General features: G+C 50.4%; 19 protein-coding genes. 5 read left to right on the top strand and 14 right to left on the bottom strand.

Features of this window, described 5'->3' with window-relative positions:
• Positions 1–52 precede the first annotated feature (52 nt).
• Together BUB18_RS23140 and BUB18_RS23135 are read right to left on the bottom strand one after the other, a co-directional pair.
• Entirely contained in the window at positions 53–1,597 is a 1,545-nt protein-coding gene (locus BUB18_RS23140) for a SusD/RagB family nutrient-binding outer membrane lipoprotein (protein ID WP_073085623.1), read from the bottom strand.
• A gap of 21 nt (positions 1,598–1,618) precedes the next feature.
• Complete coding sequence (locus tag BUB18_RS23135; protein WP_073085621.1) at positions 1,619–4,726, bottom strand: SusC/RagA family TonB-linked outer membrane protein; 3,108 nt, start codon at positions 4,724–4,726, stop codon at positions 1,619–1,621.
• A 175-nt stretch (positions 4,727–4,901) separates the two neighbouring features.
• Between BUB18_RS23135 and BUB18_RS23130 the strand changes: the two genes are divergently transcribed.
• Positions 4,902–5,915 (top strand): LacI family DNA-binding transcriptional regulator, encoded by a 1,014-nt coding sequence (locus tag BUB18_RS23130; RefSeq protein ID WP_073085619.1) that lies wholly within the window; start codon positions 4,902–4,904, stop codon positions 5,913–5,915.
• Positions 5,916–5,988: 73 nt separating this feature from the next.
• Here BUB18_RS23130 and BUB18_RS23125 read toward each other — a convergent pair whose 3' ends face one another.
• The 5 genes from BUB18_RS23125 to BUB18_RS29715 form a co-directional block, all read right to left on the bottom strand.
• A complete protein-coding gene (locus BUB18_RS23125) occupies positions 5,989–6,612 on the bottom strand; it encodes a response regulator (protein WP_073085617.1) in 624 nt (207 codons plus the stop codon).
• Positions 6,613–6,742: 130 nt separating this feature from the next.
• Positions 6,743–7,957 (bottom strand): lanthionine synthetase C family protein, encoded by a 1,215-nt coding sequence (locus BUB18_RS23120; protein ID WP_073085615.1) that lies wholly within the window; start codon positions 7,955–7,957, stop codon positions 6,743–6,745.
• 145 nt (positions 7,958–8,102) lie between these two features.
• Entirely contained in the window at positions 8,103–8,288 is a 186-nt protein-coding gene (locus BUB18_RS29485) for a hypothetical protein (protein ID WP_143160070.1), read from the bottom strand.
• Positions 8,289–8,322: 34 nt separating this feature from the next.
• On the bottom strand, positions 8,323–8,487 hold the full coding sequence (locus BUB18_RS29720; RefSeq protein WP_178372188.1) for a hypothetical protein: 165 nt from the start codon (positions 8,485–8,487) through the stop codon (positions 8,323–8,325).
• Positions 8,488–8,519: 32 nt separating this feature from the next.
• Positions 8,520–8,678 carry a hypothetical protein gene (locus BUB18_RS29715; RefSeq protein WP_178372187.1) on the bottom strand — a complete coding sequence of 53 codons (159 nt, stop codon included), beginning with the start codon at positions 8,676–8,678 and terminating at the stop codon, positions 8,520–8,522.
• Between the two features lie 274 nt (positions 8,679–8,952).
• Here BUB18_RS29715 and BUB18_RS23110 point away from each other — a divergent pair, with 274 nt between their 5' ends.
• Positions 8,953–11,994 (top strand): lantibiotic dehydratase, encoded by a 3,042-nt coding sequence (locus BUB18_RS23110; RefSeq protein ID WP_178372186.1) that lies wholly within the window; start codon positions 8,953–8,955, stop codon positions 11,992–11,994.
• Between the two features lie 33 nt (positions 11,995–12,027).
• Here the strand turns inward: BUB18_RS23110 and BUB18_RS23105 are convergent, their stop codons facing one another.
• Complete coding sequence (locus BUB18_RS23105; protein WP_073085609.1) at positions 12,028–12,489, bottom strand: hypothetical protein; 462 nt, start codon at positions 12,487–12,489, stop codon at positions 12,028–12,030.
• Positions 12,490–12,549: 60 nt separating this feature from the next.
• On the opposite strand from BUB18_RS23105, the gene BUB18_RS23100 reads away from it, so the two are divergent.
• Positions 12,550–13,902, top strand: a complete 1,353-nt coding sequence (locus tag BUB18_RS23100; protein WP_083550641.1) for a TIGR00341 family protein — start codon at positions 12,550–12,552, stop codon at positions 13,900–13,902.
• A 27-nt stretch (positions 13,903–13,929) separates the two neighbouring features.
• Here the strand turns inward: BUB18_RS23100 and BUB18_RS23095 are convergent, their stop codons facing one another.
• The 6 genes from BUB18_RS23095 to BUB18_RS23070 all read right to left on the bottom strand — a co-directional run bounded on the left by BUB18_RS23095 (position 13,930) and on the right by BUB18_RS23070 (position 23,245).
• Positions 13,930–14,925, bottom strand: coding sequence for a c-type cytochrome (locus BUB18_RS23095; RefSeq protein WP_073085607.1), 996 nt, complete (start codon positions 14,923–14,925; stop codon positions 13,930–13,932).
• 21 nt (positions 14,926–14,946) lie between these two features.
• Positions 14,947–16,371 (bottom strand): aryl-sulfate sulfotransferase, encoded by a 1,425-nt coding sequence (locus tag BUB18_RS23090; protein WP_073085605.1) that lies wholly within the window; start codon positions 16,369–16,371, stop codon positions 14,947–14,949.
• A gap of 34 nt (positions 16,372–16,405) precedes the next feature.
• Entirely contained in the window at positions 16,406–17,935 is a 1,530-nt protein-coding gene (locus BUB18_RS23085; RefSeq protein WP_073085603.1) for a RagB/SusD family nutrient uptake outer membrane protein, read from the bottom strand.
• Positions 17,936–17,953: 18 nt separating this feature from the next.
• On the bottom strand, positions 17,954–21,304 hold the full coding sequence (locus BUB18_RS23080; protein WP_073085601.1) for a TonB-dependent receptor: 3,351 nt from the start codon (positions 21,302–21,304) through the stop codon (positions 17,954–17,956).
• 108 nt (positions 21,305–21,412) lie between these two features.
• Positions 21,413–22,591 carry a FecR family protein gene (locus BUB18_RS23075; protein WP_073085599.1) on the bottom strand — a complete coding sequence of 393 codons (1,179 nt, stop codon included), beginning with the start codon at positions 22,589–22,591 and terminating at the stop codon, positions 21,413–21,415.
• Between the two features lie 42 nt (positions 22,592–22,633).
• Positions 22,634–23,245 carry an RNA polymerase sigma factor gene (locus BUB18_RS23070; RefSeq protein WP_073085597.1) on the bottom strand — a complete coding sequence of 204 codons (612 nt, stop codon included), beginning with the start codon at positions 23,243–23,245 and terminating at the stop codon, positions 22,634–22,636.
• A 103-nt stretch (positions 23,246–23,348) separates the two neighbouring features.
• Here BUB18_RS23070 and BUB18_RS23065 point away from each other — a divergent pair, with 103 nt between their 5' ends.
• Together BUB18_RS23065 and BUB18_RS23060 are read left to right on the top strand one after the other, a co-directional pair.
• Entirely contained in the window at positions 23,349–24,281 is a 933-nt protein-coding gene (locus BUB18_RS23065; RefSeq protein ID WP_073085595.1) for a CE1 family esterase, read from the top strand.
• A gap of 84 nt (positions 24,282–24,365) precedes the next feature.
• Positions 24,366–25,358 carry a hypothetical protein gene (locus tag BUB18_RS23060; RefSeq protein WP_143160069.1) on the top strand — a complete coding sequence of 331 codons (993 nt, stop codon included), beginning with the start codon at positions 24,366–24,368 and terminating at the stop codon, positions 25,356–25,358.
• Positions 25,359–25,453 lie beyond the last annotated feature (95 nt).

The following is a 25,453-nucleotide window of genomic DNA, read 5'->3' as shown; positions in this document are numbered from 1 at the left end:
CGTTGAACTTATCACACAAATTGATAGTAGCAATGCACGTACAATCATTCACTTAGTTTTTATCCCACCAGAGTTTAGTGGCGGCGTTATCAGGTCCTCCCAGCAGCTGCCGGCCTTTTTCCAACTCTTTGCCATTGGTAGTTGCCTCCGTAGATGGGTAGGGTAACCGGTTAATAAATGTACCTGCCGGCAGGTCGGTATTGTCCGACTGCACCACCGGATACATCACAGGATAGCCGCTGCGGCGAAATTCCGCCCAGGCTTCTATACCATCCGGATAGATCGCCAGCCATTTCTGCGTGCCTATCTGCTGGCGCTGAACTGTGGCAGAAGCGCCAAACTTAACCGGGATGCTGGCTACGGCGGGTGAGTTTTCTACATCTCCCGGTGCGGCCGGTGTGGAGGTGCCCTGAATATAATTCGAAATCGCGGTAGCATCTGCAATACCCCATTCTTTCATACTTACTTCAATGCCTTTTTCATACAGCTCCTGTGCGGTACCGCCGGCATTCCAGCCGTTGAGTGCCGCCTCCGCGCGGAGGAAGTAGGCTTCCGCTGCGTAGATCACTGCCTGCGAGGCCGTGAGCTGCGGTGTCCATGCGGCTCCGTTCCATACAGCCCAGCGCTTACCCACGTTAGACGTTTGCGCCGGCCTGTTCATCGGCTGGTTGATAGCAGTAGTGCTGGAACCATTACGCAGGCCCCTGTATGCATTGCCTGCTACAGACGGCTGGAAGAACACTGCCATACGCGGATCGTTATATCCTTTCAGATACGAGGCCATGGTAGAACTCATGCTGAACTCGTTGTAGGAGCCGATCTGGGAAAGGCCGTTCCCGTCATTTAATAACGATCTTTTCAGCCAGGCAGTATGCGAGGTCTCCGTCATTACACCGCCGGCAATGGCCGCCTCGGCTTCCTGTTTCGCACGTGCCGGATCTACGATGGAAATGCGCATGGCCAAACGTAAACGCAGGGTGTTGGCGAAGCGAATCCACTGCTGCACGTCACCGCCGTACATGAGGTCGTAGGTACCAAATACATTCGTAGCGGTCAGCTGCTTCAGGTTATTAACGGAAGTATCCAGCCGTTTGAAAAAGTCGTCATAGATTTTATCCTGCGCATCATAAGGAATATTCAGCTGCGCTTCCCCCACCTTGAAATATGGCACGGGACCGAAGTAATCCGTAAACCGATGGAAGGTATATACCCACATAATGCTGGCCAGTGAATATTCTCCCGATGCAGGAGCGGTATTTTCGAAAATAGTTTTCAGCTGCGGCGCCGTGAGCACATTGGCTACAATGCCGGGCCTGGGCAGCCAGCCGTCATTGATCACGTAGCGGTCCGTCTGGAAATTGGTGGTGGTGAGCGCAAAATATTGCGCGTATAGATCGGCGTAGAGGTTCTGTGCTGTTTGGTAGTACGACTGGTTCATAGGTGCGGCCGACTGTGCCCGCGAAAACATGAAGGGCAGTTCCCTGGAAGATATATCGGTGATCTTGCCCGGATTGGTGTTGATGTTTTCGAAATTCTTGGTGCAGGCTGCCAGCGAAAGCAGCATTGGAACGACGATATATCGGAGATTCTTTTTCATACTTAGAGCTTTTTAAAAGGCTTAGAAGGAAAGGCTTACATTCACACCAAAGCTGCGGGTGGCAGGCAACAGGCCGGATTCAATACCCTGGTAGTTGCTGGTGCCGATGGCAGATTCCGGATCAACGGGCAGTTTTCGTTTACCCATGCCCGGTATATCCAGTATGGATTTACCGCGATACAGGAAGAAGAGATTGCGGCCGGTGAGTGATACCCGCGCCTGCTTCAACACGCTGTTTTGCAACGGGAAGTTATAACTGAGGGCCAGCTCACGCAGGCGGAAATTGGTAGCGCTGTAAGCAAAGAACTGCGCATAACCGTTACGGCCACTTTGTGACACATTGGTCCAGAGTTTTTCTGCGTTGATGGCAGTGGTGTTGGCAGTACCGTCTTCGTGTACACCCGGCAGTACCAGTCCTCCGTCGCGGAATTGAGCGGTGTAATCACCAATGCCGTAGTAGGCGAGGAATGCATCAGTACCGGATACCAGTACACCACCCACGCGCCCATCAATCAGGAGGTTCAGATCAAATTGCTTGTAGGAGAAGCGGTTACCCCAGCCCAGTGTGAAGTCAGGATTGAAGTTCCCTATTTTTTGCAAGCCGGTGGTCATAACGGGGAGGCCTGCACTGTTTACAATATGCTGCCCGGTTTTTTCGTCTGTAGCCCATACTTTGTCGTATATGTCGCCATACGAGCCACCGGGGCGGATCAGCAGGCTGCCCAATACATTCGAGGCCGACAGGCTTGTTTCCTGGATGTCGTCCGTGAGGGAGATAACTTTGTTTTTATTACGGGCGAAGTTGATGGTGGTATTCCAGTTAAAGTTTTTGCCTGCCACCGGGTTGCCGTTGAGCACAATTTCTATCCCGCGGTTTTCGATATTCCCAATGTTTACATATTGCTGGTTAAAGCCGGTGGCCTGTGGAACTCCAACAAATATCAGCTGGTTGATGGTATTGGTTTTATACAGGGAGAGGTCGATACCGATGCGGTCGTTGAGGAACTTCCAATCCAGGCCGAGTTCATAGGCTTTTGTTTGTTCCGGTTTCAGGTCAGGAATATATTTCAGGTTATCCCTTGAAATAAAACCATTACCGGTGCCTTGGGTATAGCTATAGGCCTGCAGCAGCAGGTACGGGTCTGCATCATTACCCACCTGGGAATAGGTGGCTCTTACCTTACCATAGCTGATCCAGGAAGGCAGTTTAGCCATATCCGTTATGATGGCGGATAATGCTACAGAAGGATAGAAATAACTATGTGGGGCTGGCAGGGTGGAGGACCAGTCGTTGCGTGCACTCACATCAAGGTAAAGGTATTGGCGGAAGTCGAACGATGCGCTTCCGTATACCGATTGAATTTGCCTTTCCGCATCCAGCACTGCTAATTGCGGGGTGGCGGCAAAGTTGAGGTGGAAGCGGTTGGGCACTACCAGGCCGTTGGCGATGGTTTGCTTGTTTTTACCGCGACGGTCGTTCAAGGCTGCACCGAGGTTATAGCTCACGCCGAAGTCGCTGCCCATTTTATTGGTGCCTGACAGCAAGAGGTCTATATTTCTTTCCCATGCGCTGATGTTACCTTCCAGGTATCTGCCACCGGGGGCTACGGTCATGGCCAGGGTGCCTTCGTAGTAGGAGCCGTCGATGTTGTCATCGTAGCGGTCCAGGCTGTAGCGGCCCTGGAGGTTGAGCCAGTCGGTGAGTTTGTATTTGGCGGTACCGAGGATGGTGACACGGCTGCGCTGTTCATTCAGGCTGGTTCTGTTCACGTCCCAGTAGGGATTCACGTATATGGAGGAGTTGGTCCAGTATACCGGAATTGGTTTACCGGTTTTGTCGTAACGCTCATAGATGCGGAGAGAGTCGGAGCTCATATCACGTGGCATGATGAGTGCTTCGTTGGCTACGCCGTTGTCACCCAGGCGTGGTTTATTTTTTATTTTCTGGTCGAGGTATGTCACTTTCACATCAGCGCTGAGGCGGGAGGTGATTTGTGCATTGAGGCGGAGGTTGAGTGTATGGCGGAGGAGAGCATTGCCTTCAATGATACCCGTATTGGAATTATTGGTGTACGATGCGTACCCGCGGAGTTTATCTGATCCTCCGGAGATATCTACCGAATTGGTGATGGACGTACCGTTGTTGTAGAAGTCGCGCACATTATCCGGGTAGGTAATGCGTGGCGCTCCCCAGCTTTCGGCGGCGGCAGGGCTGTAGGTACCGCCGTTTCCGCGGCCGTATGTATTTTGAAATTTCATGAGCAGGTTGGGTTGTTCCAGGGCGATGCCGCCGTTATAGTTGACCGTCATTTTGCCTGCTTTACCTGATTTGGTGGTGATGATCAGGGCACCGTTTGCGGCGCGGCTGCCGTAGAGAGCTGCAGCGGCGGGGCCTTTGAGCACGTTGATGGATTCAATGTCCTGCGGGTTGATGCTGCTGGCGCCATCACTGCCCGAGTAGCTGCTGCCGGTGCTTTTGGACTGTGTGGCGATGGTATTTACCGAGCCGCCGCCACCTGCTTCGGTGGACATGGTATTATCGATGGGTACCCCGTCTACTACCACGAGTGCGTTGTTGTTGCCCGTGAGGGAGCGGTTTCCCCGGAGCACCACGCGAACGGCGCTACCAGGGCCGGTGGCGGCAGGCGTGGTCACAATGCCGGCCACTTTTCCACTGAGGCTGTTCATGATGTTGCCGTTTGGATCTTTGACCATGGAGAGGTCCGCGCCTTTGATCTGCTGGGTGGCATAGCCGAGCGATCTGGTTTTGCGTTCGATGCCGAGAGCAGTAACCACCACTTCGCCGAGGTGGGCGGTAGTTTGTTGAAGCGCCACGTTCATCGTGGTTTTGCCGGCAACAGGGATTTCCTGTTTATCGTATCCCATAAACGAAAATATCAGCACCGCATCGGCTGCTGCGTTGATGGAGAAGTTGCCGTTGGCATCTGTGGTGGTACCACTGGTGCTGCCTTTCACGTTGATAGTTACACCGGGCAGTGGTGATTTTGCTGCAGCGTCGTGCACAGTGCCTTTTATAGCGGCCTGTTGCGCAAAAGTGTTGCTACTGCAGCATATCAGTAAGATCAGAAGGTAGAAGGAATAGCTGGTTAGATACATACATCTTTTCATACGTAGGCTGTGTTTACAGGTGATCTACTCTTGGTTGCATTACTTCTCCAAAGTACAATCACCAGCAACGCTGATCAAAAAAATCACCGAGAACGTTACCGAAAAACAGGTTGGAAATTGTGCAGAACGGCTGTTTTTGCTTATATTGAGTACCTACCAACTACGAGTACAGAGAATGCGCCGCTTTGCCACGATAAAAGATATTGCCAGTGCTTTGAATATTTCTGTGTCAACTGTGTCACGAGCGTTGAGAGATACCTACGATGTGAATGCCAGTACCCGGCAGGCAGTATTACAGAAAGCCACAGAACTCAATTACCGACCTAACTTCAACGCAATAGGGCTGGTACATAACCGTACCCATAACCTGGGCATTTTACTGCCAGAGATCACCAATTATTATTTTTCTACTTTGTTTACCGGCATACAGGAGGTAGCCTACAAGGCAGGCTATAACCTTACGTTGTTCGTTACTGGTAATGATGCGGAGCGGGAGGTGGATATTGTCCGCAATCTATCGCTGAGCGGGCTGGATGGGCTGCTGGTATCGGTATCTTCCCAGGCCGATTCTGATCAGCATTTCCAGGAGGTGATCGACAATGGGGTGCCCGTCGTATTTTTTGACCGGGTATCTGAAAATATTCATACTTCCAAAGTGATGCAGGACGATTACAACGGTGCATTTGAAGCCACCGTTCATCTCATCAAAAATGGATATGGTAAAATAGCACATATCGCAGGCCCGGAAGGGCTAACTTTTACGCAGGCCCGCCTCAATGGCTACCTCGATGCGTTGCGTAAACATAAGCTGCCGGTAAAGCCTTCCTGGATTGTACATTCCGGATTTACCCAGCAACACGGGGAGCAGGACCTGGAGCAGTTATGGGAAAGAAGGGAGAAACCTGATGCCATTTTTGCCGTAAACGACCGTAAAGCCATCGGTGCTATCCTGGCATTAAAGCGTAAAAATATTCGTATAGGCAAAGACGTTGGGGTAATCGGATTCACAAATGATCCGGTAGCTGCTATTGTATCGCCCTCCTTAAGCACGGTGGCCGAGCCTGCGTTTGAAATAGGTAAGCTCAGCTGCGAATTATTGCTGAAGCATATCCATAAGAAGAGATTTGAACCCGAGCAGGTAACGCTGCCTGGGAAATTGATTGTGCGGGAGTCGAGCAGCCGCCTGTAGAGCCGGGCTGCGCCCGGCTCTCAAAAATGATCTCCGCGAGGAGCCGGGCGCAGCCCGGCTCTACACAAATCGGTTAAAAGGTCAGATCAGTAAGTAACCGGTTGGCGAACGCGCATTTTATCAGCATGGCCGTATTCCTCGCATTCAGCTTTCCCATCAGGTTACGCCGGTGACTATCTACTGTATCAGCGCTGATAAACAGCTTTTCTGCTATTTCGTGATTGGTATGTCCGTCAGCGATGAGCGACAATACTTCTTTTTCGCGCTTGGTGATATGCAGGTGATGACGAAGGGATCTGATATCGGCTTCCAGGGCTGGCGACAGGAATGTATGGCCACTGAGGATCGTATGGATGGCGGTCATGAGTTCCTGTTTGTCCGCATTTTTGATAAGGCAGCCGCTGGCGCCATTGTCAAGCATACGGAGGATGTTACTGTCGCTGCGACTATAACTCAGTGCCAGGATACTGGTGCCGGGATATAATTGTCGGATGGTGGTGCAGAGATCAGCGGAGTGCACATCTGGCAGCGCGGTGTCCAGCAGTACCAGGTCCACCGGATTATTGACCAATCGGTGCAGGCATGTTGCTCCGGTTCTGGCCTCGCCTTTTATTTCAATGTCTTGTTCTTGGTGTAATAATGCTCTCAGTCCTTCCAGGATCAATGGATGATCGTCCACAAAAAAAAGTCGAGCCATGGTTTTTCTTATTTGCTGTACTTGGGCTTGCAGTTTAGTGGCATAGCCATGACGGGTTATTCGAATATAGTTTTCATTTCGTAGTTCTCTAAGATAGCTAAAAAAATCGTTGCAAGATAATTTTAAATAATTACACTATCAGTAGTGATTCGGCCCATGCGGGCTTGATTTCAGGTGCTACAAAGGTGATGAGCGACAATCCGATTCCGCAGATGCCTTCCAGCATATTATGACTATCAACGTATTGGGGATGATGATAAAATTTATATCCGGCTGGCCCGTCGGCGAAGGTGTTTTGCGTAACGACTGTTTCCCACCATTGTTCTGCATTTTGGAGCAGCATGCTGTCGTTGGCATTGAGACCTGCCTGCTGCAGCATTACCGCAATGCCTGCGCTGCCGTGGCAGAGGCAGGCGTCCAGTACGGTGCCATTTTCTACATCGCGGTAGGTGGCGATATGGGTGAATATTTCGAAGGCGTATTCCTTCCAGGCGGGCACGTTCATGCGGCTGCCGGCGTCCCAGAGGGCGGAGGCGATGCCGAGGTCGCCATAGCACCAGCCCAGGCGGCTGTGAACACTACCGGCCATGACGTGCTGCTCGTCTATCAGTACCGGGAAAAGACTGATGCCGGCTTCCTGGTTGGTTTTGCGGGTGCTGATCAGCCAGTCCACCGCCTGGTGTACCATAGGCCTGACGATATCCTGCGCTATATTTTTTTCGTATATACGTGCCAGTATGGAAATGATGGCGGGGTTGCCATGGGCCAGGCCGAGGTTAAACAGGGGCCGATCTTCCTTTTCCAGTCCGAGTGAGCTGAAAAGGTCCTTCCAGGCCACGCCCTGGCGGAGTTTAAACTTTTGGCTGTCCAGCTCCATCACCAGTTTTTCCAGTTGTTTTCTGGCCACGGGAGAGGGGAGGCGGTTGAGGAAATAGAGTGCTACGCCCAGGCCCTGGTGGAGGAAGTCGAATCGCTGTTGTGCGGTTTCCAGGTCCATCCATTCGGCCAGGAGCTGGTCTGTTTCTTCGAAGGTTTCGTTGAGGTCATCTCCTTCAATCAGGCCCATCTGGGAAAGGTGCAGCAGCGTCCAGGCGATGCCGGAGAGCCCACTGCAATGGGAGCCGTTGATGCTGGTGGTGGCCACTGCGTCCAGGCTGCGTTGGATGACGGCGTATGCTTTGTCGAGGTGACTTTCATCCCCGGTGAGCTGGTAATAGTAGGCGAAGAATAATGCGCTGCCGGTATAGCCGCCGAGGAGTCCCGGGTATTCGGCCTCGGTTGCAAATTCGGTTAATTCCTTACTGATTTGTTCCAGTATGATGGTGGCTGCTTTTCTGTCGGGCATATAGGTAGTTCATTACGTCAAAAAGGCAAAACATGCATGTACTGCATGTTTTGCCAGTTGTACCTGTGAATACAAACGGGTGCATACATTGGTGTATGCGGGAAAGGGATAACGGTTACATTGCAAAGCAATGCTCCCGGCAGGATCAGAACCTGCAGGAATCAATACTGCAAATAGGCGCGCCCTGGCTGGTATTAGCAGCGCACATGGCAGAGCACAGTACGTGGCAGGTAGTACCCGTAGCTGCATTGCCGTTAGCACTACCCGCATTTTGGAGTACAGAAACCTTTATTTTCCCCAGATGTAATTTTTTCTGAGATGATTTTTTCATAATCAACAATTTAGATGATTAGGATTTACAGGAATCAGAATCTGCAGGAATCTTCACTGCAGATCGGCGCACCCTGGCTGATGCAGCTGATTTTGATAGAAATAGAAAATAAAGCAGGAGAGTTACCAGCTACTTTTTTTCCCAGTTCTGCTACCTTGATCTTGCCGAGGTGCAATTTCTTTTCTGAAGTCTTTTTCATGAAACAGGATTTAGTTTTTTCTCAAGAATAAATTAGATACAGGATGCTTTTGTACTAGGAGGTGTACATTTTGCAAACAGGCTGCAACCGGTGTAGGTTGGCGCTTTAGCATCTCTTTCTCTTGAAGCGGTGTTCAGACTGGAAACCTTAATTTTGCTCAGGCTGAGCTTTTTTTCTGATGTTTTTCTCATAACCAATAATTGTGTTGTTTTAAAAAAAAATTATAGCTGACAGGAGATATATTTTGAGGATATTTTTTGATTACAGGTTTTCTTAAATTTTACAGGCATTACCTAAAAGTAGGAACAAACTGCAATAAACGTAATCCCGGAAAAGCGTGATTTTTAGGTAGATGTTGAAACATGAAATATCCCGTTTTTACGGGATAGGCTGCCATTACAATTCCCTTTAAATTCATTGCACACAGTAATGATAACCATGATTTGCGCCGAGAATTATTTTGCTTTGAGAACACCTATGCTGCCCGTGAGTACCCTCCAACGCCTGCAGCACATTGAAATAAATATGCTTCCTTCCGTCATCAGGGAAATTTTTGCCGATCCGGGATTACAGGAGGCCATATATATTGCATCGATCGACCTTTACCAGGAAATGCAGCGATGGCTCAGTGGCCAGCCACTGGCAGCCAAGGAGGAGGAGAAACTGGTCTTCTCCCTATATCGTTACCTGCTGCGTATGAGCACCCGCTGCACACCTTACGGGCTGTTTGCCGGCGTTACCACCGGCAGTAGTCATACACATACGGAGGTTTTTTTGGGAGATGATCAACTGCACCGTAAATACTGCCGCCTCGATATGAACTATGTAGCGGAACTGGCAGGGGCTATTACTACGGTGCCGGCTATACGCGAAAAGCTGTTATATTACCCGAACAATTCTATCTATCTCTCCGGCAGCCGCTTTCGCTATGCTGCCTATACGCTGCGCAATAAAGTACGTAACTACTACCTCACCGCAGTAGACAATACGGATTACCTCCGGGAAATACTTGCCACGGCCACTTCCGGCGCCACGCTCGAGCAAATCCGCCAATGCCTCATCAGTGAGGAAAATGAAATTACCTGGTACGATGCGGATGAATTTGTACAGGAACTACTCGCTAACCAGCTACTGGTGAGTGAACTGGAGCCAACGGTAACAGGCACTGAGTTTTTTCATACACTCCTCCAAAGGATACAGCCTATCCCCGAAGCGAATGATATCACCACGCAACTGCAAAAAATAGTGACACTGCTGCAACAGCCCAGCATGGCCGCTTACAGCGAAGTAAACCGCATCGTAAAAAGCCTGCTGCCGGATACCAGCAGTAAGGACCTGCTGCAAACAGACCTCTACCTGCATACCACCGCCAACCATCTATCCCAGAAAGTACTGGGCGAGCTGGCCACACATACCAGCGACCTCGCCGTACTGGCGCGCAGCGGCATCAGTCCGGACCTGGAACAGTTTATCAGCGCCTTTTCCGCCCGCTACGAAGAACAGGAAGTGCCACTCAGCCTCGCCCTCGACACGGAAGCCGGCATCGGTTACGGCGCACACACCGGCGGCGATCATACCCCCTTACTCGATGAACTGCAACTGCCCGCCACGCCTGAAAATGGCAGCGTGGCCGCTGATAAACTACTGACACTGCAACTGCAACGCCTCCGCGAAAACACCGCAGAAGTGGTGCTCACCAAAGCAGACCTGCAGGGATTACAATCGGACCGTACACCCAAACTCCCCGCCAGCGGCTACCTCATGGGTAAACTTTTGGCCGGTAGCGCTGCCGCCATCGACGAAGGCAACTACCTCTTTGAACTCCACGGTTGCAACGGCCCCTCCGCCGCTAACCTCCTCGGGCGCTTCTGCCACGGCGATGCCTTTTTATCAGCACAGGTTAACATCTCCCTGAGAAAAGAAGAAGAGCTGAACAGGGATATCATTTTTGCGGAAGTGGTACACCTGCCGGAATCCCGTACAGGAAATATTTTAATGCGGCCACGGTTACGACCCTACGAAATTGTATACCTCGCTGCCAGCGAAGCAGGTGCGGAACAAATCCCCGTATCGGACCTGATGATCAGCATCCGCCAGGGCAAAATCCGACTCCGCTCGGTCAAACATAACAAGTGGGTGATCCCCCGCATGAGTACCGCCCATAACTACCGCAACGGCCTGCCTGTCTATAAATTCCTCTGTGAACTGCAATTCCAGGATTATGAACCAGGCTACAACTGGCAATGGCTGGTGGGCAGCGATTTCACCTTCCTGCCACGGGTGCGCTACGGCAACTTCATCCTGCATAAACGTACCTGGATCTGGCGCAAAGCGGATAATGCGTATAACCGTGACCGTTATCATGAACAAATCCAGGCATTCCGCCAAAAATGGGACCTGCCACAATATGTAGTGATCTCGGAAGGGGATAACGACCTGGTAATAGACCTCGATAGCCCCGTAGCCGTAGCCCTCTTAGGAAAAATCATGGACCGCTCCGAACAGGTGGTGCTGCAGGAACTGCTGCAAACGCCTGACCGCTGCTGGATAGAAGGCCCCCACGGTAAACACGCCAATGAGCTGGTGCTGCCACTGTATAACTCCGGCGCCACGCTGGACATACCGCCGGTAGCCATCCCCAAAGCAGATATCCAGCGCAGCTTCCATACCGGCAGTGAATGGCTCTACGTAAAAATTTATTGCGGCACCCGCACCGCCGAAGATATCCTAAAAGAAATGATTGCCCCACTAGTGACGGAGCTGCTGGAAAACGACGTGATACAACAATGGTTCTTTATCCGCTACACCGATCCGGACCATCACATCAGGGTACGCTTCCGGCACGCAGATGACCCCGGCTTCTGGCAGGTAGTGCTGCAGCGACTCTACGAAATAACGCATCTCTCTGTAAATAAAAACCTGGTCAGCAAAATACAAACGGATACGTATACACGGGAAATTGAACGCTATGGCAATGATACCATGGCCTTTAGTGAAATGGTGTTTCACCACGACAGCCAGTTTGTTCTACAACTCATTCAGCTGCTCGACGATGAAAGCGGGGAGGAGTACCGCTGGAAGATAGGAGTAGTGGGCACGGACCAGCTGTTGGAGGCTTTCGGGTTTACCCTGGAACAGAAAGCCGCACTGATGCAGCAACTGCAACAGCATTTCTTTAAGGAATTCAATGGCAACAAAGGATTACAGCAACAACTGAATGATAAATACAGGCAGGCATCCTCTGAACTCACCAGCATGCTCGCAGGGGAATTGCCGGATGAAGTAGTACAGCTGTTGCGGGAACGTAGTGCCGCCATAAGTGAGATGATTGCTTTGCAGGAGTTACCGGATAAATTCGGGTTAATGTCCAGCTACATCCATATGTTCCTGAACCGCCTGCTGCTGGCTGCCCAGCGCAAGCATGAACTGGTGATCTACCATTTCCTGGACCGATACTATACTTCTATGGTGGCACGTGCGAAGAAAACGGGAAAGGTAATCGCATAAATTAAAAACCCCGGTTGCCCGGGGTTACCACAATTATGGATTGGCAGATTGTACGGCCTGCAACATATCGCCTACATATTTTTGGAGTTTAGCCTTGTCATCCGGGTCCAGTTTTTCGGCTTCCACCTTTTTGTCGTATTCCTTTTTGAGGTCCTGCAGTTTATCTGCATACTCTGCTGCTTTTTTACCGCTGTTGGTATTTACCAGGTCAGAAAGATACTTGTGAAAATCGTTTGCCAGCGAGCGTGCATTCGCCTTTTTAAAGTCGGGCATAGCTACAGTGGCCATAGCCGCATTAATATTGGCCTGAATGGCAGCAGTAGCTGCCTGTACAGCATTCGCATCGCTGGCTGCCTGCGCGGCGGCAGCTTTTTCAGCCGATTCGATTGCCTCTCCGGCTTTCTCCTGCGCCTTTTTCTCGTCATGCTTTTGAGGGTTCTGGCAGGCCACCGAAAATGCCATCAGTACTGCCAGGCCTAAAACAACTTTTTTCATAACAACTGGATTTTTGTGTACTAACTCAAACACATTCGGGGTTAATTTGGTTTAATAGGTATGTTGAACGAACCTACGGTAAATAAACCATCAGAAGGCCGGTTTTGGCGCAAAGCCAGGATACTGCTGGACAAGCATTTTAACCTGCGGGTAGAAATGGCGGATGAGCAGGAAGTGATATCCTCCGTTCGTAAAAATTCAGAATTCCGGGGCGCCAATTTATGGACGCTGATCTTCGCCATCTTTATTGCTTCCATAGGCCTGAATATTAACAGTCCTGTCGTGATCATTGGCGCCATGCTCATTTCACCACTCATGGGCCCTGTGATGGGTATCGGGGTCGGGCTCGCTATTACAGATTTTGCGTTGCTCAAAAAGGGCGGCAGAAACCTGCTTCGGGCCAGCCTCATCTCCGCCATCACTTCCAGCATTTACTTCTGGCTCACTCCATTGCACGAAGCACAGTCAGAACTGCTGGCGCGTACCATGCCCGCCACCTGGGACGTGCTGGTGGCCTTTTTCGGTGGTCTTGCAGGTATTGTAGGCGCTACCCGAAAAGAAAAGTCCAACGTCATTGCCGGCGTGGCAATTGCTACTGCACTCATGCCACCCTTGTGCACAGCAGGTTTCGGTATTGCTACCGGTAACTGGTATTTTGTATTGGGCGCCTTTTATCTGTATTTTATTAACTGCGTATTTATTTGCCTGAGTACCTACCTGATGATCCGCTACCTGCGTTTTAGGCACCACCGGTACGAAGACACCAACTATAAACGAAAAGTACTCCGGTACATCCTGCTGATCACCCTCATTACGCTGGTACCCAGCATATACCTGAGCTTCCGCATTGTAAAGGAAAGCATTTTTGAAAGTAATGCACGCAGGTTCGTCAATGATAACTTCCACTTTCCTTCCACGCAAATACTGCATAGGGAATTTGTTTACAATATGGAGGGGAGTAAGATTGACCTGTTATTAATCGGGGAGAAGCTCAGTGACTCGACCGTAAAAGTGCTGCGTTCCCGGTTAACACAATACCGGTTGTATAATACAGATTTAGTACTGCGGCAGGGAATCAAAAATCAGCAGAACCTTGATTTTAGCCAGGTAAAAGCCAGTATCCTCGCCGACATCAATGCCGCCGAACCTACGCCCGTTATCGTAACGGTAGCCGAAAAGAGCACACCGGATCTCTCCGGAGAATTACATGCGCTTAATCATGATATTGTATACTATTCGGCAGGCAGTATGCCTTTTACAACCGCAGGAAGTGATAAAACAGATACGACCATGGTGGTAGTGCTGGGGGTGAAAAAGCGAATTGCAACGCTGGAACGTAAACGGCTGTACGACTGGCTAAAGCAACGCCTGGGGCAGGATAGTATTAACCTTATTTTGCAGGAACAAAAGTAGAGACGGGCGCAGCCCGTCTCTACAATGCTACAACGAATATTTCCAGCCCTTCTCCTTCCAATAGCTGATGATCGGTTTAAACGGCCCGTATTTATGCTGGGTAGCGTTAAATGTATCCGCAAATGGTCCCATATCATAATCAATTGCCTTCTCATTGATATGCGGGTAATCAAAACTCTTCGGATTGGGTCTTTGATGCAGCTCGTCGTTGTTCACGAACGCGGCAATGTCCAGCGCATCTGCATCGGAGAGGAAGGTGCCTTTATCTGTTTTATCATAAGGCATGTTATTCTTCAGCCACTCGGCCTGTTTCACTACGCGGTGCATACTGGAACCCGGCTGGTACGACTCCTTACCCCACAATGGTGGATAGGTATACGCCGTGCCTTCCGGATTGAGCTGACCTGCCCCGTCTTTACCATGGCAGCGCTCACAATGCTGTACAAACAGTTCTGCCCCATGCTGCGGATTTGCTGCCACGTCAGGCAGGTCCAGCTTGCGGTTATGCTGCCCTTTGATGGCTTTATCCTCCGGTGCAAAAGAGTTGATCCATTTTAGGTAAGCGAGGTAGGCGACCATCTCTTTGCTATCCAGCGGCAGCGGCTTTCCATTATGCGGGCGCGTTACACAGTTGTTCACCCTTTCTGCCAGCGTAAGCACTTTGCCTTCCCTGGCGCGGTATTGCGGGTAATTATCATGAGAGGCCAGCAGGTTAAAGGAGAACGGTTTGGTACCTCCATCCTGGTGGCAGTTGGTACAGCTCATTAGGTTGCCGGTAAACTGACCCGCACTCCCTTTAGGGCCGATATATTTAGCCGTGTTCATCATCAGCTCACGGCCGTATTTTACCAGCTCCCCGAATTTATCATCCGGTATATCTTTGAGGTCAATGGTAACAGTGACTTCTTTAGGCGCCTCCGGCGCTGCGTTGGTTTCTTTTCCTTCTACCTTTGAGCCGCAGGAAGTAGTTACTGCAGCCACTCCCAAACCAAGCACGCCCATCACGGTGAAAATTTTTTTCATCTTACAAGATTTCAAAGCTTATTAATAGCCAGGTTGATTGATAAATGGTTGTAGCCTGTCGGCCGCAATAAAGTTGGCCCTGTACGACGACATGCCCGTTTTCAGCAGCCAAAGGAAACGGCCTTCCAGGTTGGTCAGCAATACGGAATTGCGTTTAGTCGCGCAGGTGAGCAGGGTGCTGTCAGTGATCTGATAACTGCTGCCCATCCGTTCATTGTAAAACTCCGGCGGTAACACGGTGTTGTTCATCAGCTTCGCCTGCTGCCCGTCGATGGCAAACGTAAGTGTGCGGGAGGTTTTCTTACTCACCCCATTGTCAAAGAAAGTAAGGTAGCCACGCTGATCAAAGTGAATGCCGTGGGCCTGATCAAAAAAGGCGCTGTCCGGAATAGGGAAGCTGCCGTTTTTACCCAGTGTCCACAAGCGTTTGCCGGTTTTACTGTCTATCCTCCAGATCTGCCCGTTGTTATAAAAAGAGACGAGGTAGTTGCCATCTTTATCGATGGTGATACAGTTGGCATGCATCCAGTCACCTTTCTCTTTCAGGATATTTTTTTCCTTCAGCGGGTCCAGCTCATCAAATACCGTCCATTTCCATACCTGGTGACCTTTGCGGTCCAGCACCAGGATGCCGTCGCCTTTGATGGTATCGGTTTTGCTGCCGCCAATGCTGCTGAGGTCCATCACGCGTTCCTCTACACACAGTGTGAGCAGGTGGTCTTTGTCCTCCAGGATTTCATGGTGAATGGTTTGCTTAAAATCTCCCTGACCTTTTTTCAGGTATAACAGGGTATCACCGGTGAGTGATACTTCGAGGATCTGATCGCCGTAGCTGGTTTCATAGCCCGCGCCGCCCAGCAGCCCCAGTACCGTATTGCTGGCTGTAAACCGCGCTACCTTATAGCCCGCATTATGCACCTGGTGGTACCATACAATTTTACCGCGTGCATTTACCATGCATACATAGCCCGGATCTTCACGCTGGGTAAGCATAACGTAGCCTTTCCCGAAAGCTGCCGGCAATACCGAACTATCGGGGCACACTACACGAAATATATCCTTCATCCACACCGGGATGTCGTTGGTGGTGAATTCATAAACCTTACTGGCCTTCAGGTTGCTGCCATGGCCGGTAAGAATCCTGTATTCATATTTCGTAGCACCCTGCAGGTTAGTAAGTACGATGTTGTGTACCGTTTTGGCGGTGGACAGCGGGGTAGTGGTTTTCTGATCTGCATGCCCTTGTGGCCAGTATTCAACGGCGGCATCGCGTTCTGCGCGACAGGTAACCTTAGTAGCCACCTTTAATGCGTTGGCGCCTACAGGCAATACCATGATTTCCTTTACATCGGTGCTGTAGCGACTACACGACTGGCCGGCGAGCAACAGCAGGGCTGCCGCTAAAACCAGCGGCAGCCTGTGTTGTATGTGATTCCATTTTATCATTTGCAATGTTGGTCTTGCCGGAAAAATACATTTTTTACTGGCGTCTGTCACCGTTGCTGAGTTTTTTATTGATATCCGTTTGTGCCTGCGGATAAGAGAAGTACTTATCTCTCGGCATCTGGATGGTAGGCGTGAGCTTGGCAGCCTGCAGGTAAGTGTTTACCACGGACTCATATTTACCCATGCGGATCAGGTCCTGGCGGCGTTTGCACTCAAAGAAGAACTCCCAGCCGCGCTCCTGCAGGATGGCATCGCGCAGTGTTTCGCGGGTGAAACTGCCTGCAGCACCCAGTTGTGGCGCCTTGGAACGTGCCTTTACCCGGTTGATCAGGTCTACGGCTTCCTGTGTAGGGCCGGAAATTTCGTTGATGATTTCCGCGCGACTCAGCAAAATATCCGCGTAACGCAGGATCGGGAACACGTGACCATCGTAGTAAGTAGTAGAACCGTTTGGATCAGCGAATTTCTTGGTAGCTACATCCGGCATGTAGAATTCACCTGCCGGCGGATTGGTAGCGCCCGGAGGGCCCTGTTTGTAGTGCAGGCCATCGCTGCCCTCGTAGTCGTAATAGAACAGTTGCTTACGTTCATCGGCATCGTTGAAGGTATTCCAGAAGTACCAGGTTACGGCAAAGTACTGCCAGCGGTCTGTTACGGTAGGGTGGTTCAGCGGACCAAAGTGGTTCAGTATTTCCACCGCATCCGTCAGCGGGTCCGCCAGGGCAGAGAAAATACTTTCCTGGTTCCATTTATTCTTTTCTGCAAACAAGCCGGCATAAGAAGGATACAGATCATATCCCAGGCCCATTACCTGTTGCGTAAGCGGCAGGGCTTTATCCCACTGGTGCTCGCGCATGTACAGCTTAGTGAGCAGGGAAAGTGCAGCTCCTTTGGTAGCACGACCAATATCATTCGTGCTGTATACCGCGTTACCTACATAGTTAACCGGCAGGTTGGCAGCTGCAAATTCCAGGTCCTTGATGATCAGTTGGTTTACCTGTTCCACCGGAACGGGAGCCATCTGGTCAAAGTAAGTAGGGTTCGACTGGTTTTGCGCCACAGTAGAATCAGTTACCAGTATCACCGGGCCAAAAGCATCTGTCAGATCCACATAGCCAAGCGCACGGAGGAAGCGGAGTTCTGCGGTGAACTGTGTTTTTTGTGCATCGGTAATGCTGTTCATTTTGCCGATGTTGTAGAGTGCGATGTTGGCATCTGTTACCAGCTTGTACTGGTGCTGCCAGGCGAAAGCCAGGTAGGTGTTGGCAGGTGCCCACTGGCATTCCGACATCAGGCCTACATCGCCACCGGAGCTGGCATGTCCGATGTCGGTAGTGAGGTCGGAAATAGTTACCTGGAAACCGGCGTAGTACATCCAGGCATCGGAGCGGCCACTCGGTTGTTTTAAACGGGAGTACACACCGTTTACAGCAGCCTTGGCGTCACTCAGTGTAAGAAATGCATTACTGCTGGTAAGGAAGCTGTATACTTTCGGATCTTCCAGTTTGCTACATGACGCAGCGCCCAGCATCAATGCAGCAAGTGCGATATATCTAAATTTCATTCTTCTAAAGTTTACAGGTTAAAAATTCGCTTTCAGGCCTACAGTATAGGTACGGTAAGCAGGGAAGGCGGTATAGTCCAAACCTGAGCTCAGGTTAGCGGTAGCGCCACTGCTGTTCATATTACTGTTCACTTCAGGATCACTGCCGGAATAGCCGGTGATGGTAAACAGGTTTTGTACGGAACCATATACTCTCAGGCCCTGCATCACTTTCAGGAAAGTGTTCTTAACCGGGATATTGTAACCCAGGGTCACCATTTTCACGCGCAGGTAAGAAGCGTTTTCCACGAAGCGGGAGTTCATCAAACCTCCATAACCAATGGCATAGCCATCTCTCGGAATATCGGTGTTCTCGTTAGTGGTGGTCCATCTGTTGAGTGCTGCCGAGCCGGGACCTGATTCCAGTACCAGCGCAGTACCATTATACAGGCTGTAGTCCAGTGCACCCTGCAGGAAGATGTTCAGGTCGAAGTTGCCGATGCGGAAGTCGTTGTTTAAACCATAGATGTAATGCGGGTTGGCATGACCGAGATAGGTACGGTCGCTGGCATCAATCTTACCGTCAGGCTTACCATCCGGACCGCTGATATCCTTGAATTTAGGATCGCCCGGTTTGGAGTTAGGCTGTGCCGGATGCGCTTCCCCTGTTTTGATAACGCCATCGTAGATGTAACCGTAGAAGGTGCTCAGCTCCTGTCCCGGGGCGAGTTTGGTAAAGTCCATACCGCGACCGCCATACAGGTTAGCCGTTTGCGTGATGATGTATGGTTGTCCGCCCAGGTTAATCACTTTCTGCTTGTTGTAAGCAATGTTGAACGAGGTGTTCCAGGTGAAGTTTTTATGATTGATGTTTTCGGTATTAATACCCAGTTCCACGCCCTGGTTCTGCAACTCCCCTGTATTTACTGTGATGGTCTGGAAACCGTTCCAGTCGCCGATTGGCAGGTCGTAGATCAGGTCTTTTGTTGTTTTCTTGTAGTAGTCGATGGTCACGCTCAGCTTATCCTGGAAGAAGCCCATATCCAGCCCCAGGTCCAGCTGCGCCAGGGATTCCCATTGCAGGTTCGGGTTGGATAAGCGGGTAGCCACCACGCCACCGTAGCTGTCGCTGCCTTCGCCCAGTGATACGTTGGTAGGCCCGAAGGTAGACATGTAAATGTAGCTGCCTATACGGTCGTTACCGGTTTTACCGTAACCACCGCGTACTTTCAGGTTGGAGAATACGTTCAGGTTTTTGATAAACTCTTCATCGGAAGCTCTCCATGCCAGTGAGAAAGATGGGAAGTAACCGAAGCGGTTATTGGTACCAAATGCCTGGGAGCCATCGCGGCGGAAAGTAGCGGTGAGCAGGTACTTATCCATCAATGTATAGTTCAGGCGGCCATAGGCAGAAGCCAGTTTATTCGGAATTTTCTGGCTGGTGCTCTGGATTCTTTCGGTACCGGCTTCCAGGTTGTTATACAGGTAAGCATCGGTACTGAAGTTCTGTACCAGGCTGTAGTGGCGCTGGCTCAGGTCCGACTGGTAGGAAGCTCCTGCCACCAGGTTGATGGCGTGGATTTTATTAAATGTTTTTCTGTAAGTGAAGTATCCTTCGATCAGTTGCCTGGAAGTTTGTGCGTCCAGCAGGCTGGCTTTACCTCTTACTTTTTCACCGTCTACGAGGTCGCGCGGCAGGTAGGTTCCTTCTTTGGTATTCAGTCGTTCGGTACCACCGTTTACGCGGAAGTTCAGACCTTCAATGATCTCGTAATCGAGGTAGGCGTTGAGGTTTACTTTGTCCTCGAAGCGGTCGTTGGTAGGAGCCATCAGCCATGCCAGCGGATTATCCTTACCACGGTAACGGGCATACGTACCGTCGTCGTTATATACCGGGATGGCCGGGGAGGCGGTGAGTACGCCGTACATGACGTTGCTCGGAACGATGTTACCGTCGTAGGTTTTAAAATTCGTATAGGCGTGGGAGAGATATACGTTTGCTCCGGCCTTGAATTTTTTAGATACCTGCTTGTCGTAGTTTACGCGGGCAGAGTAGCGGCTGTAGCTGGTGTTTTTCAGCGCACCGTCCTGCTGGAAGTAGTTGCCCGACATGGCGATACGGTCTGTAGCATTGCCGCTGGAGATGCTCAGGTTATGACTTTGCACCAGGCCGGGGCGGGTAGCGAGTTTGAACCAGTCGTTATCGCGGCCGCTGGCCAGGTCGGCAGCGGTGTAGTAGTCCGGCTGACCTTTTTCATTGGCTTTAGCGTTGGTCACCTTCATATTATCGAGTCCGTTCATTTTATCGTATTCCTTGATAATACGCTGGGAGCCCATGTAGCCGTCGTAGGTGATGGACGTTCTGCCGTTTTTACCACGTTTGGTGGTGATCATGATGATACCGTTGGCACCGCGGGCACCGTAGATGGCTGCGGAGGAGGCATCTTTCAGGATCTGGATATCTTCGATATCGTTCGGGTTGATGTCCTTGCCGGTTTCGGTGATGAAACCGTCTACCACATATAGTGGTTCGTTGGTGGATTTGATGGAGTTACCGCCACGTACACGTACGGCGGTGGTACCACCTGGTGCGGCGTTGGTCTGGCTTACCTGTACACCTGCTGCGCGGCCCTGGATGGCCTGTGCCGCGTTGCTGGTAATACCGCCGATGTTCATCTGATCGCTGTTAATGGAGCTGATGGAGCCGGTGAGGTCTTTCTTTTTAGCGGTACCGTAACCTACTACGATCACATCGGAGAGGTGTGATACATCGCTTTCCAGCATCACTTTCAGTTTGGTATTTTTACCATCAAATTTTATGAGGGTTGCTTTGAACCCCACCATGTGGAACTCCAGCGTTTCGCCTTCGTTGGCGCGAATGGTAAAGGAGCCGTCCGGCTGGGAAATAGCGCCGGTTTTGCTGCCTTTCACGGTAATGGTTACCCCTGGCATGGGTTCACCTTTATCGTTGGTTACCACGCCATGTATTTCCACCGGAGGGGGAGGCGTGGTGGCGGGTGGCATCATCGGGTTGTTCCTGATGATGATTGCACCGTTTTCGATGGAATAAGTCAGGGGCTGATTGCGTAATAACAGGTTCAGTGCCTCCGTTACAGGTACATTGTTCACTACCAGGGAGGCTCTGCTGCTTTTTTCCAGCAGGTGCTCATCCGCGAGGATGTTGAGTCCTGTCTGTTTGCTGATCTCCCGGAATACATCTTTGGTGGAGGCATCTCTGAATGCCACGCTCACTACCTGTGCAGGTTTTCCGGCACTTGCCTGCATCCCGGTAGCCAGGCATAGCAGGGCCAGTAGCTTGCTGACCTTCAGGTGTTTGGTTGGACGCCGGTCTTGTCCGGACCGGGTGCAGGCAATAGTACTTGATTGCATACTTCTGCGAATTTTGATTTAGATATGTGGTTAGTTTGCGATGCTTACGCGGTCTTACAGTTCACTGTTTTGGCTGATATGACTATGTATGTTACTTTTTCTCTCGTCCTATGTATGTTGCACGATCAATTTGTTTCCTTCCAGCCTGAATGAGATATCGTTGGCATCCAGAATGCGCAGCACGTTTTTCAGGGTGCTGTTGCGGTTGATGATTCCAAAGAATTTACGGTTGTTTACTTTTCCTTCGTACACGATTTCTACGTTATACCATTGCGCAAATTGCTGTAGCACTTCGGTCAGCGGGGTATTCTCGAACTGGAAAAATCCGTCTTTCCAGGCGATGATACTGCTGATGTTGACATTGGTTTGTTTGGTCTGATGACCGTTGGCGCTTACCTGCGACTGCTCACCCGGTGCCAGCAGGAGGGAGCCGGAGGAGCTGTTTACTTTCACGGCACCGCTTATCAGCGTGGTGTTGGTGGTAGCTGCTGTCGTGTAGGCGTTTACGTTCAAGCTGGTGCCCAGTACGTCGATAGCAATCTTGCCGGTGTGGATGCGGAATGCTTTGTTGGCATTGGCGGCCACTTCAAAATAGGCCTCACCGGTGAGTTCCACCAGTCGCTCGCTGCCTGGGAAGGCGCTGGGGAAGCGGATGGAGGAGGCTGCGTTGAGCCATACTTTGGTACCATCGGCGAGGGTGAGTGTATATGTTTCGCCGGCGGCGGTGGTCAGTGTGTTGTATACCGGTGGCTGATGGCCGTTGTCGTCGTAGCGTAGTTCCCCGTTGTGGTTGCGGATAGCGCTGCCACCCTGGCTGGCCAGCAGCTGGTTGCCGGCGCTGTCCAATACTATTTTTTCACCGTTTGCCAGTGTTAATACTGCTTTGTTTTTTCCGGGGGAGATGTCATGGTCGTCCTGCGAAATAGCTTTGGTGATGACTGGTTTTTGCTCCGGCAGCAGGTACTTTGCGGCTGGTATGGCGATGGCGGCCAGTACAGCGGCTGCTGCCAGGAAGCGCAGTTTCCCGTTTTTGCGTAAAGGAATAATGGGAGCAGGTGATTGTATGTGAGTGAACAGGGCCTGTCGGACCCTGTCGCCCGGCCCACTGATGTCGGTATCCGGTGCCGACTGCTCAAACGCAGCCTGTATTTCAGCCAGCAGCAGGCGGTCCGCCTCCGGCAGGCTGAGGTAGTCCAGGAGTTCTATTGCCTCCTGGGGACTGCACTTGCGTTGTTGCCAGCGTTGCAGTAATAGTCGGTAATATTCATTGTTCTTTCCTGTCGGCATACTATATACTATCCTGAAAATTTGCCGGAGGGTGGTTCCTTCCTAAAAAAAAGTCAGGCTTTTTTTTTGGTTGATGAGCACCTCTGTCCAAAAAAGGAGGAACAGGGCGCCGTCTGCATGCTCGTAAAAAAATGATTGTATGCTCTTCAAAGCCAGTACCATGTGCTCTTTCACGGTATTTTTCGAAATGCCCAGCGTTGCTGCTACTTCCTCGTATGATTTGCTTTCTTCGCGGCAAAGCTTAAAAACACGCTGCCGCTGTGGCGGTAGCCGGGCAATGGCAGTATGCAGCAACTGCTCATACTCTTTCCAGAGCAGGCGGGTGTCTGCATCGTCCGTTTGCCGGTGAAGGTCCTGCATCACCTGGTGACGCAACGCTTCATCTGCCGCTATTTTCTTCATTAACTTAAAAACATGATTCCGGGTGATCCGGTAAAGATATCCCCTGAATGATTGGGCAGGATCTATCCGCTCCCTTACCTCCCAGATCTTTACAAATACTTCCTGTAAAGCATCCTCGGCAAGTTGGGGAACAGCGATAAAACGCAGGATATAAGTGTACAGCGAAGGATAATGTTGGTTGTAAATGGCTATAAAAGCCTCCTGATTCCCCCGCCGCAACTCCTGTAATAGAATAGCCTCATCATTGCTCACTGGATCACGATTTAATACTAAAATACGGATTTGGAGCTAAAATCAAGCTGATTTTTAGATATTATCTTATTTTATATATTTGTAAGAAATAATGCCAGCCCCCATGCGCCTTACTATTCTATTGGTTTTACCGATCCTGTTTTTTTCCTGCGGAAAAAAAAGCGCCACCCCGGCAGCTACTCCTACGGACATTAGCGGGTCTTTTGTATTTAAAGGTGAAGCCAGGACTTATACCGTCCATTTGCCACAGGCTTACTTTGCCAGAACTGGTCAGCTGCCATTAGTATTGGCACTTCATGGTGGCTTTGGCTCGGCCTCGCAGATGGCCCGGCTTACGAACCTGAATACGACTGCTGACACGGCAGGGTTTATAGTTGTGTATCCGGATGGGTTGGACAATCCTTCCGGGGCCAAAACATGGAATGCAGGTAATTGCTGTGGTGTAAATGCATCCCTGAAAAATACGGATGATGTAGGTTTTATAGCTGCCTTAATAGATACCTTAGGCAACCGTTATGGCATCAACAAAAAACGTGTTTATGCTACCGGCCACTCCAATGGCGCCATGATGTGCTACCGCCTTGCCTCAGAACTTTCTGGGAAAATAGCCGCTATTGCGCCCAATGCCGGTGCTTTTCAGATGAAAACACCGTATAACCCTTCCCGTAATGTGCCGGTATTGCATATCCACTCCAAACTGGACCAGAATGCAAAGTACGCCGGCGGTAAAAGTCAGAACTATACACTTACCGGGTTGGATAATGCACCTGTGGACAGTTGTCTGAATGTGGTGGCTGCAAAGGCAGGGTGTATAGCCAATAAACAGACAATCGCTACATTTCCCCTATATACCATTTACAGATGGAACGGATGTACTGCAGCTGATTTCCAGGTATTGTTATACTTAACGGAAGACGGGGGGCATTCATGGCCAGGTGGAAATCAAAGTACCGGGCTGGATACAGATGTTACCTCAAAAGCATTCAGTAACAATAATATTATCTGGAGCTTTTTTAGTCAATATAGTCTGCCTTAATTTGGTAATCGGCTTGTGAGGCGCCGCCTTTACCCAGAAGTGCATACAGCTTTGGGTATGGAAATTTTATTTATTTTCGCGCCCATGAGAAAAACAAAATGGAAAATTGGAGATACCCTCATCCAGGTATTTCCTAATCGCGCCTATTTGCTATCTGGCATCCTTGTACTGTTCATCCTTGGTGTTATCTGGACCTTCATGGCCAAAGGGTCACCTTCACTGCAAGCCTCTCTGGCACAGGGTTACATCTTCGTTGTAATAGTGGCAGGCTTCTTTTTTGCCAACGCTGTTACTGCTTTCGTTTTTGATGCGAACGCAAAAACAGTGACCCAGAAATGGGCAGGAATACTGACCTTGAAAACAATTGCTTTCGATGAAATTGCAGCCATCGATCCGGTTACCGGAACGAATGGGTTAACCTATGCCATTTTCAAAAAAAGCAACCGTCATGGAAAAGGAATCCGTATATCTTCCTACTACAAAGGGTTTGAAGACAAAACAGCCATCCACTTCGAAGCGGAACTGCTGCCTGCCCTGCATCACATGATCTTTGGCAACCAGCCGGCAGCCACCGCTAACCCGGTGCATGTACCCATCAGCTCTTTCGAATTTTATAAGGAAGAAGGGGAGATCTACCACATGAAGCAAAACAAAATTTTTACAGCGGTGCTGATGGTACTCTGCCTGGCCTGGTGGTATTACGCATTCACCACGCCGGGGTATGCACCTGGTAAATCGCCGGCGCGTGAATTCATCGCCGTATGGTTCCCGCTGGTACTGGCACTGGTATTCGCCTTCATCCTTACCAACAGCTGGCAGTTTGATAAGCAACGCCGTGTGATCGTTAGTAAGTCGCTCGGTGGCTTAACCAAAAAAGAAATCCCGTTCGATGATTTTATTCGCTACAATATCGTTCGTAAATCCACTAACCTGATTTACACCGGCACTGAAGTAAAGCTGATGTTCAACACACCGAACGGCAAATACCGGGAGTTCGCCCTGCGGACTTTCATGAACACCAATAAAATTCAGCGCTTCCTCGACGAAACTGACGAGATCATGGGCGTTAAGCGCTAATCATATCTTTCACCATATTCTTTAAAACCGGGGCCTTCAGGGCCCTTTTATTCTGCAATCGCATCGCTGTTGTGTAACTTTTGGGACACTGTGTA

It is taken from the genome of Chitinophaga jiangningensis (assembly GCF_900142605.1).
In the GTDB taxonomy this organism is placed as follows: domain Bacteria; phylum Bacteroidota; class Bacteroidia; order Chitinophagales; family Chitinophagaceae; genus Chitinophaga; species Chitinophaga jiangningensis.
The sequence above is the reverse complement of the archived record's forward strand: the minus strand, read 5'-3'. Positions and strand labels throughout refer to the sequence as shown.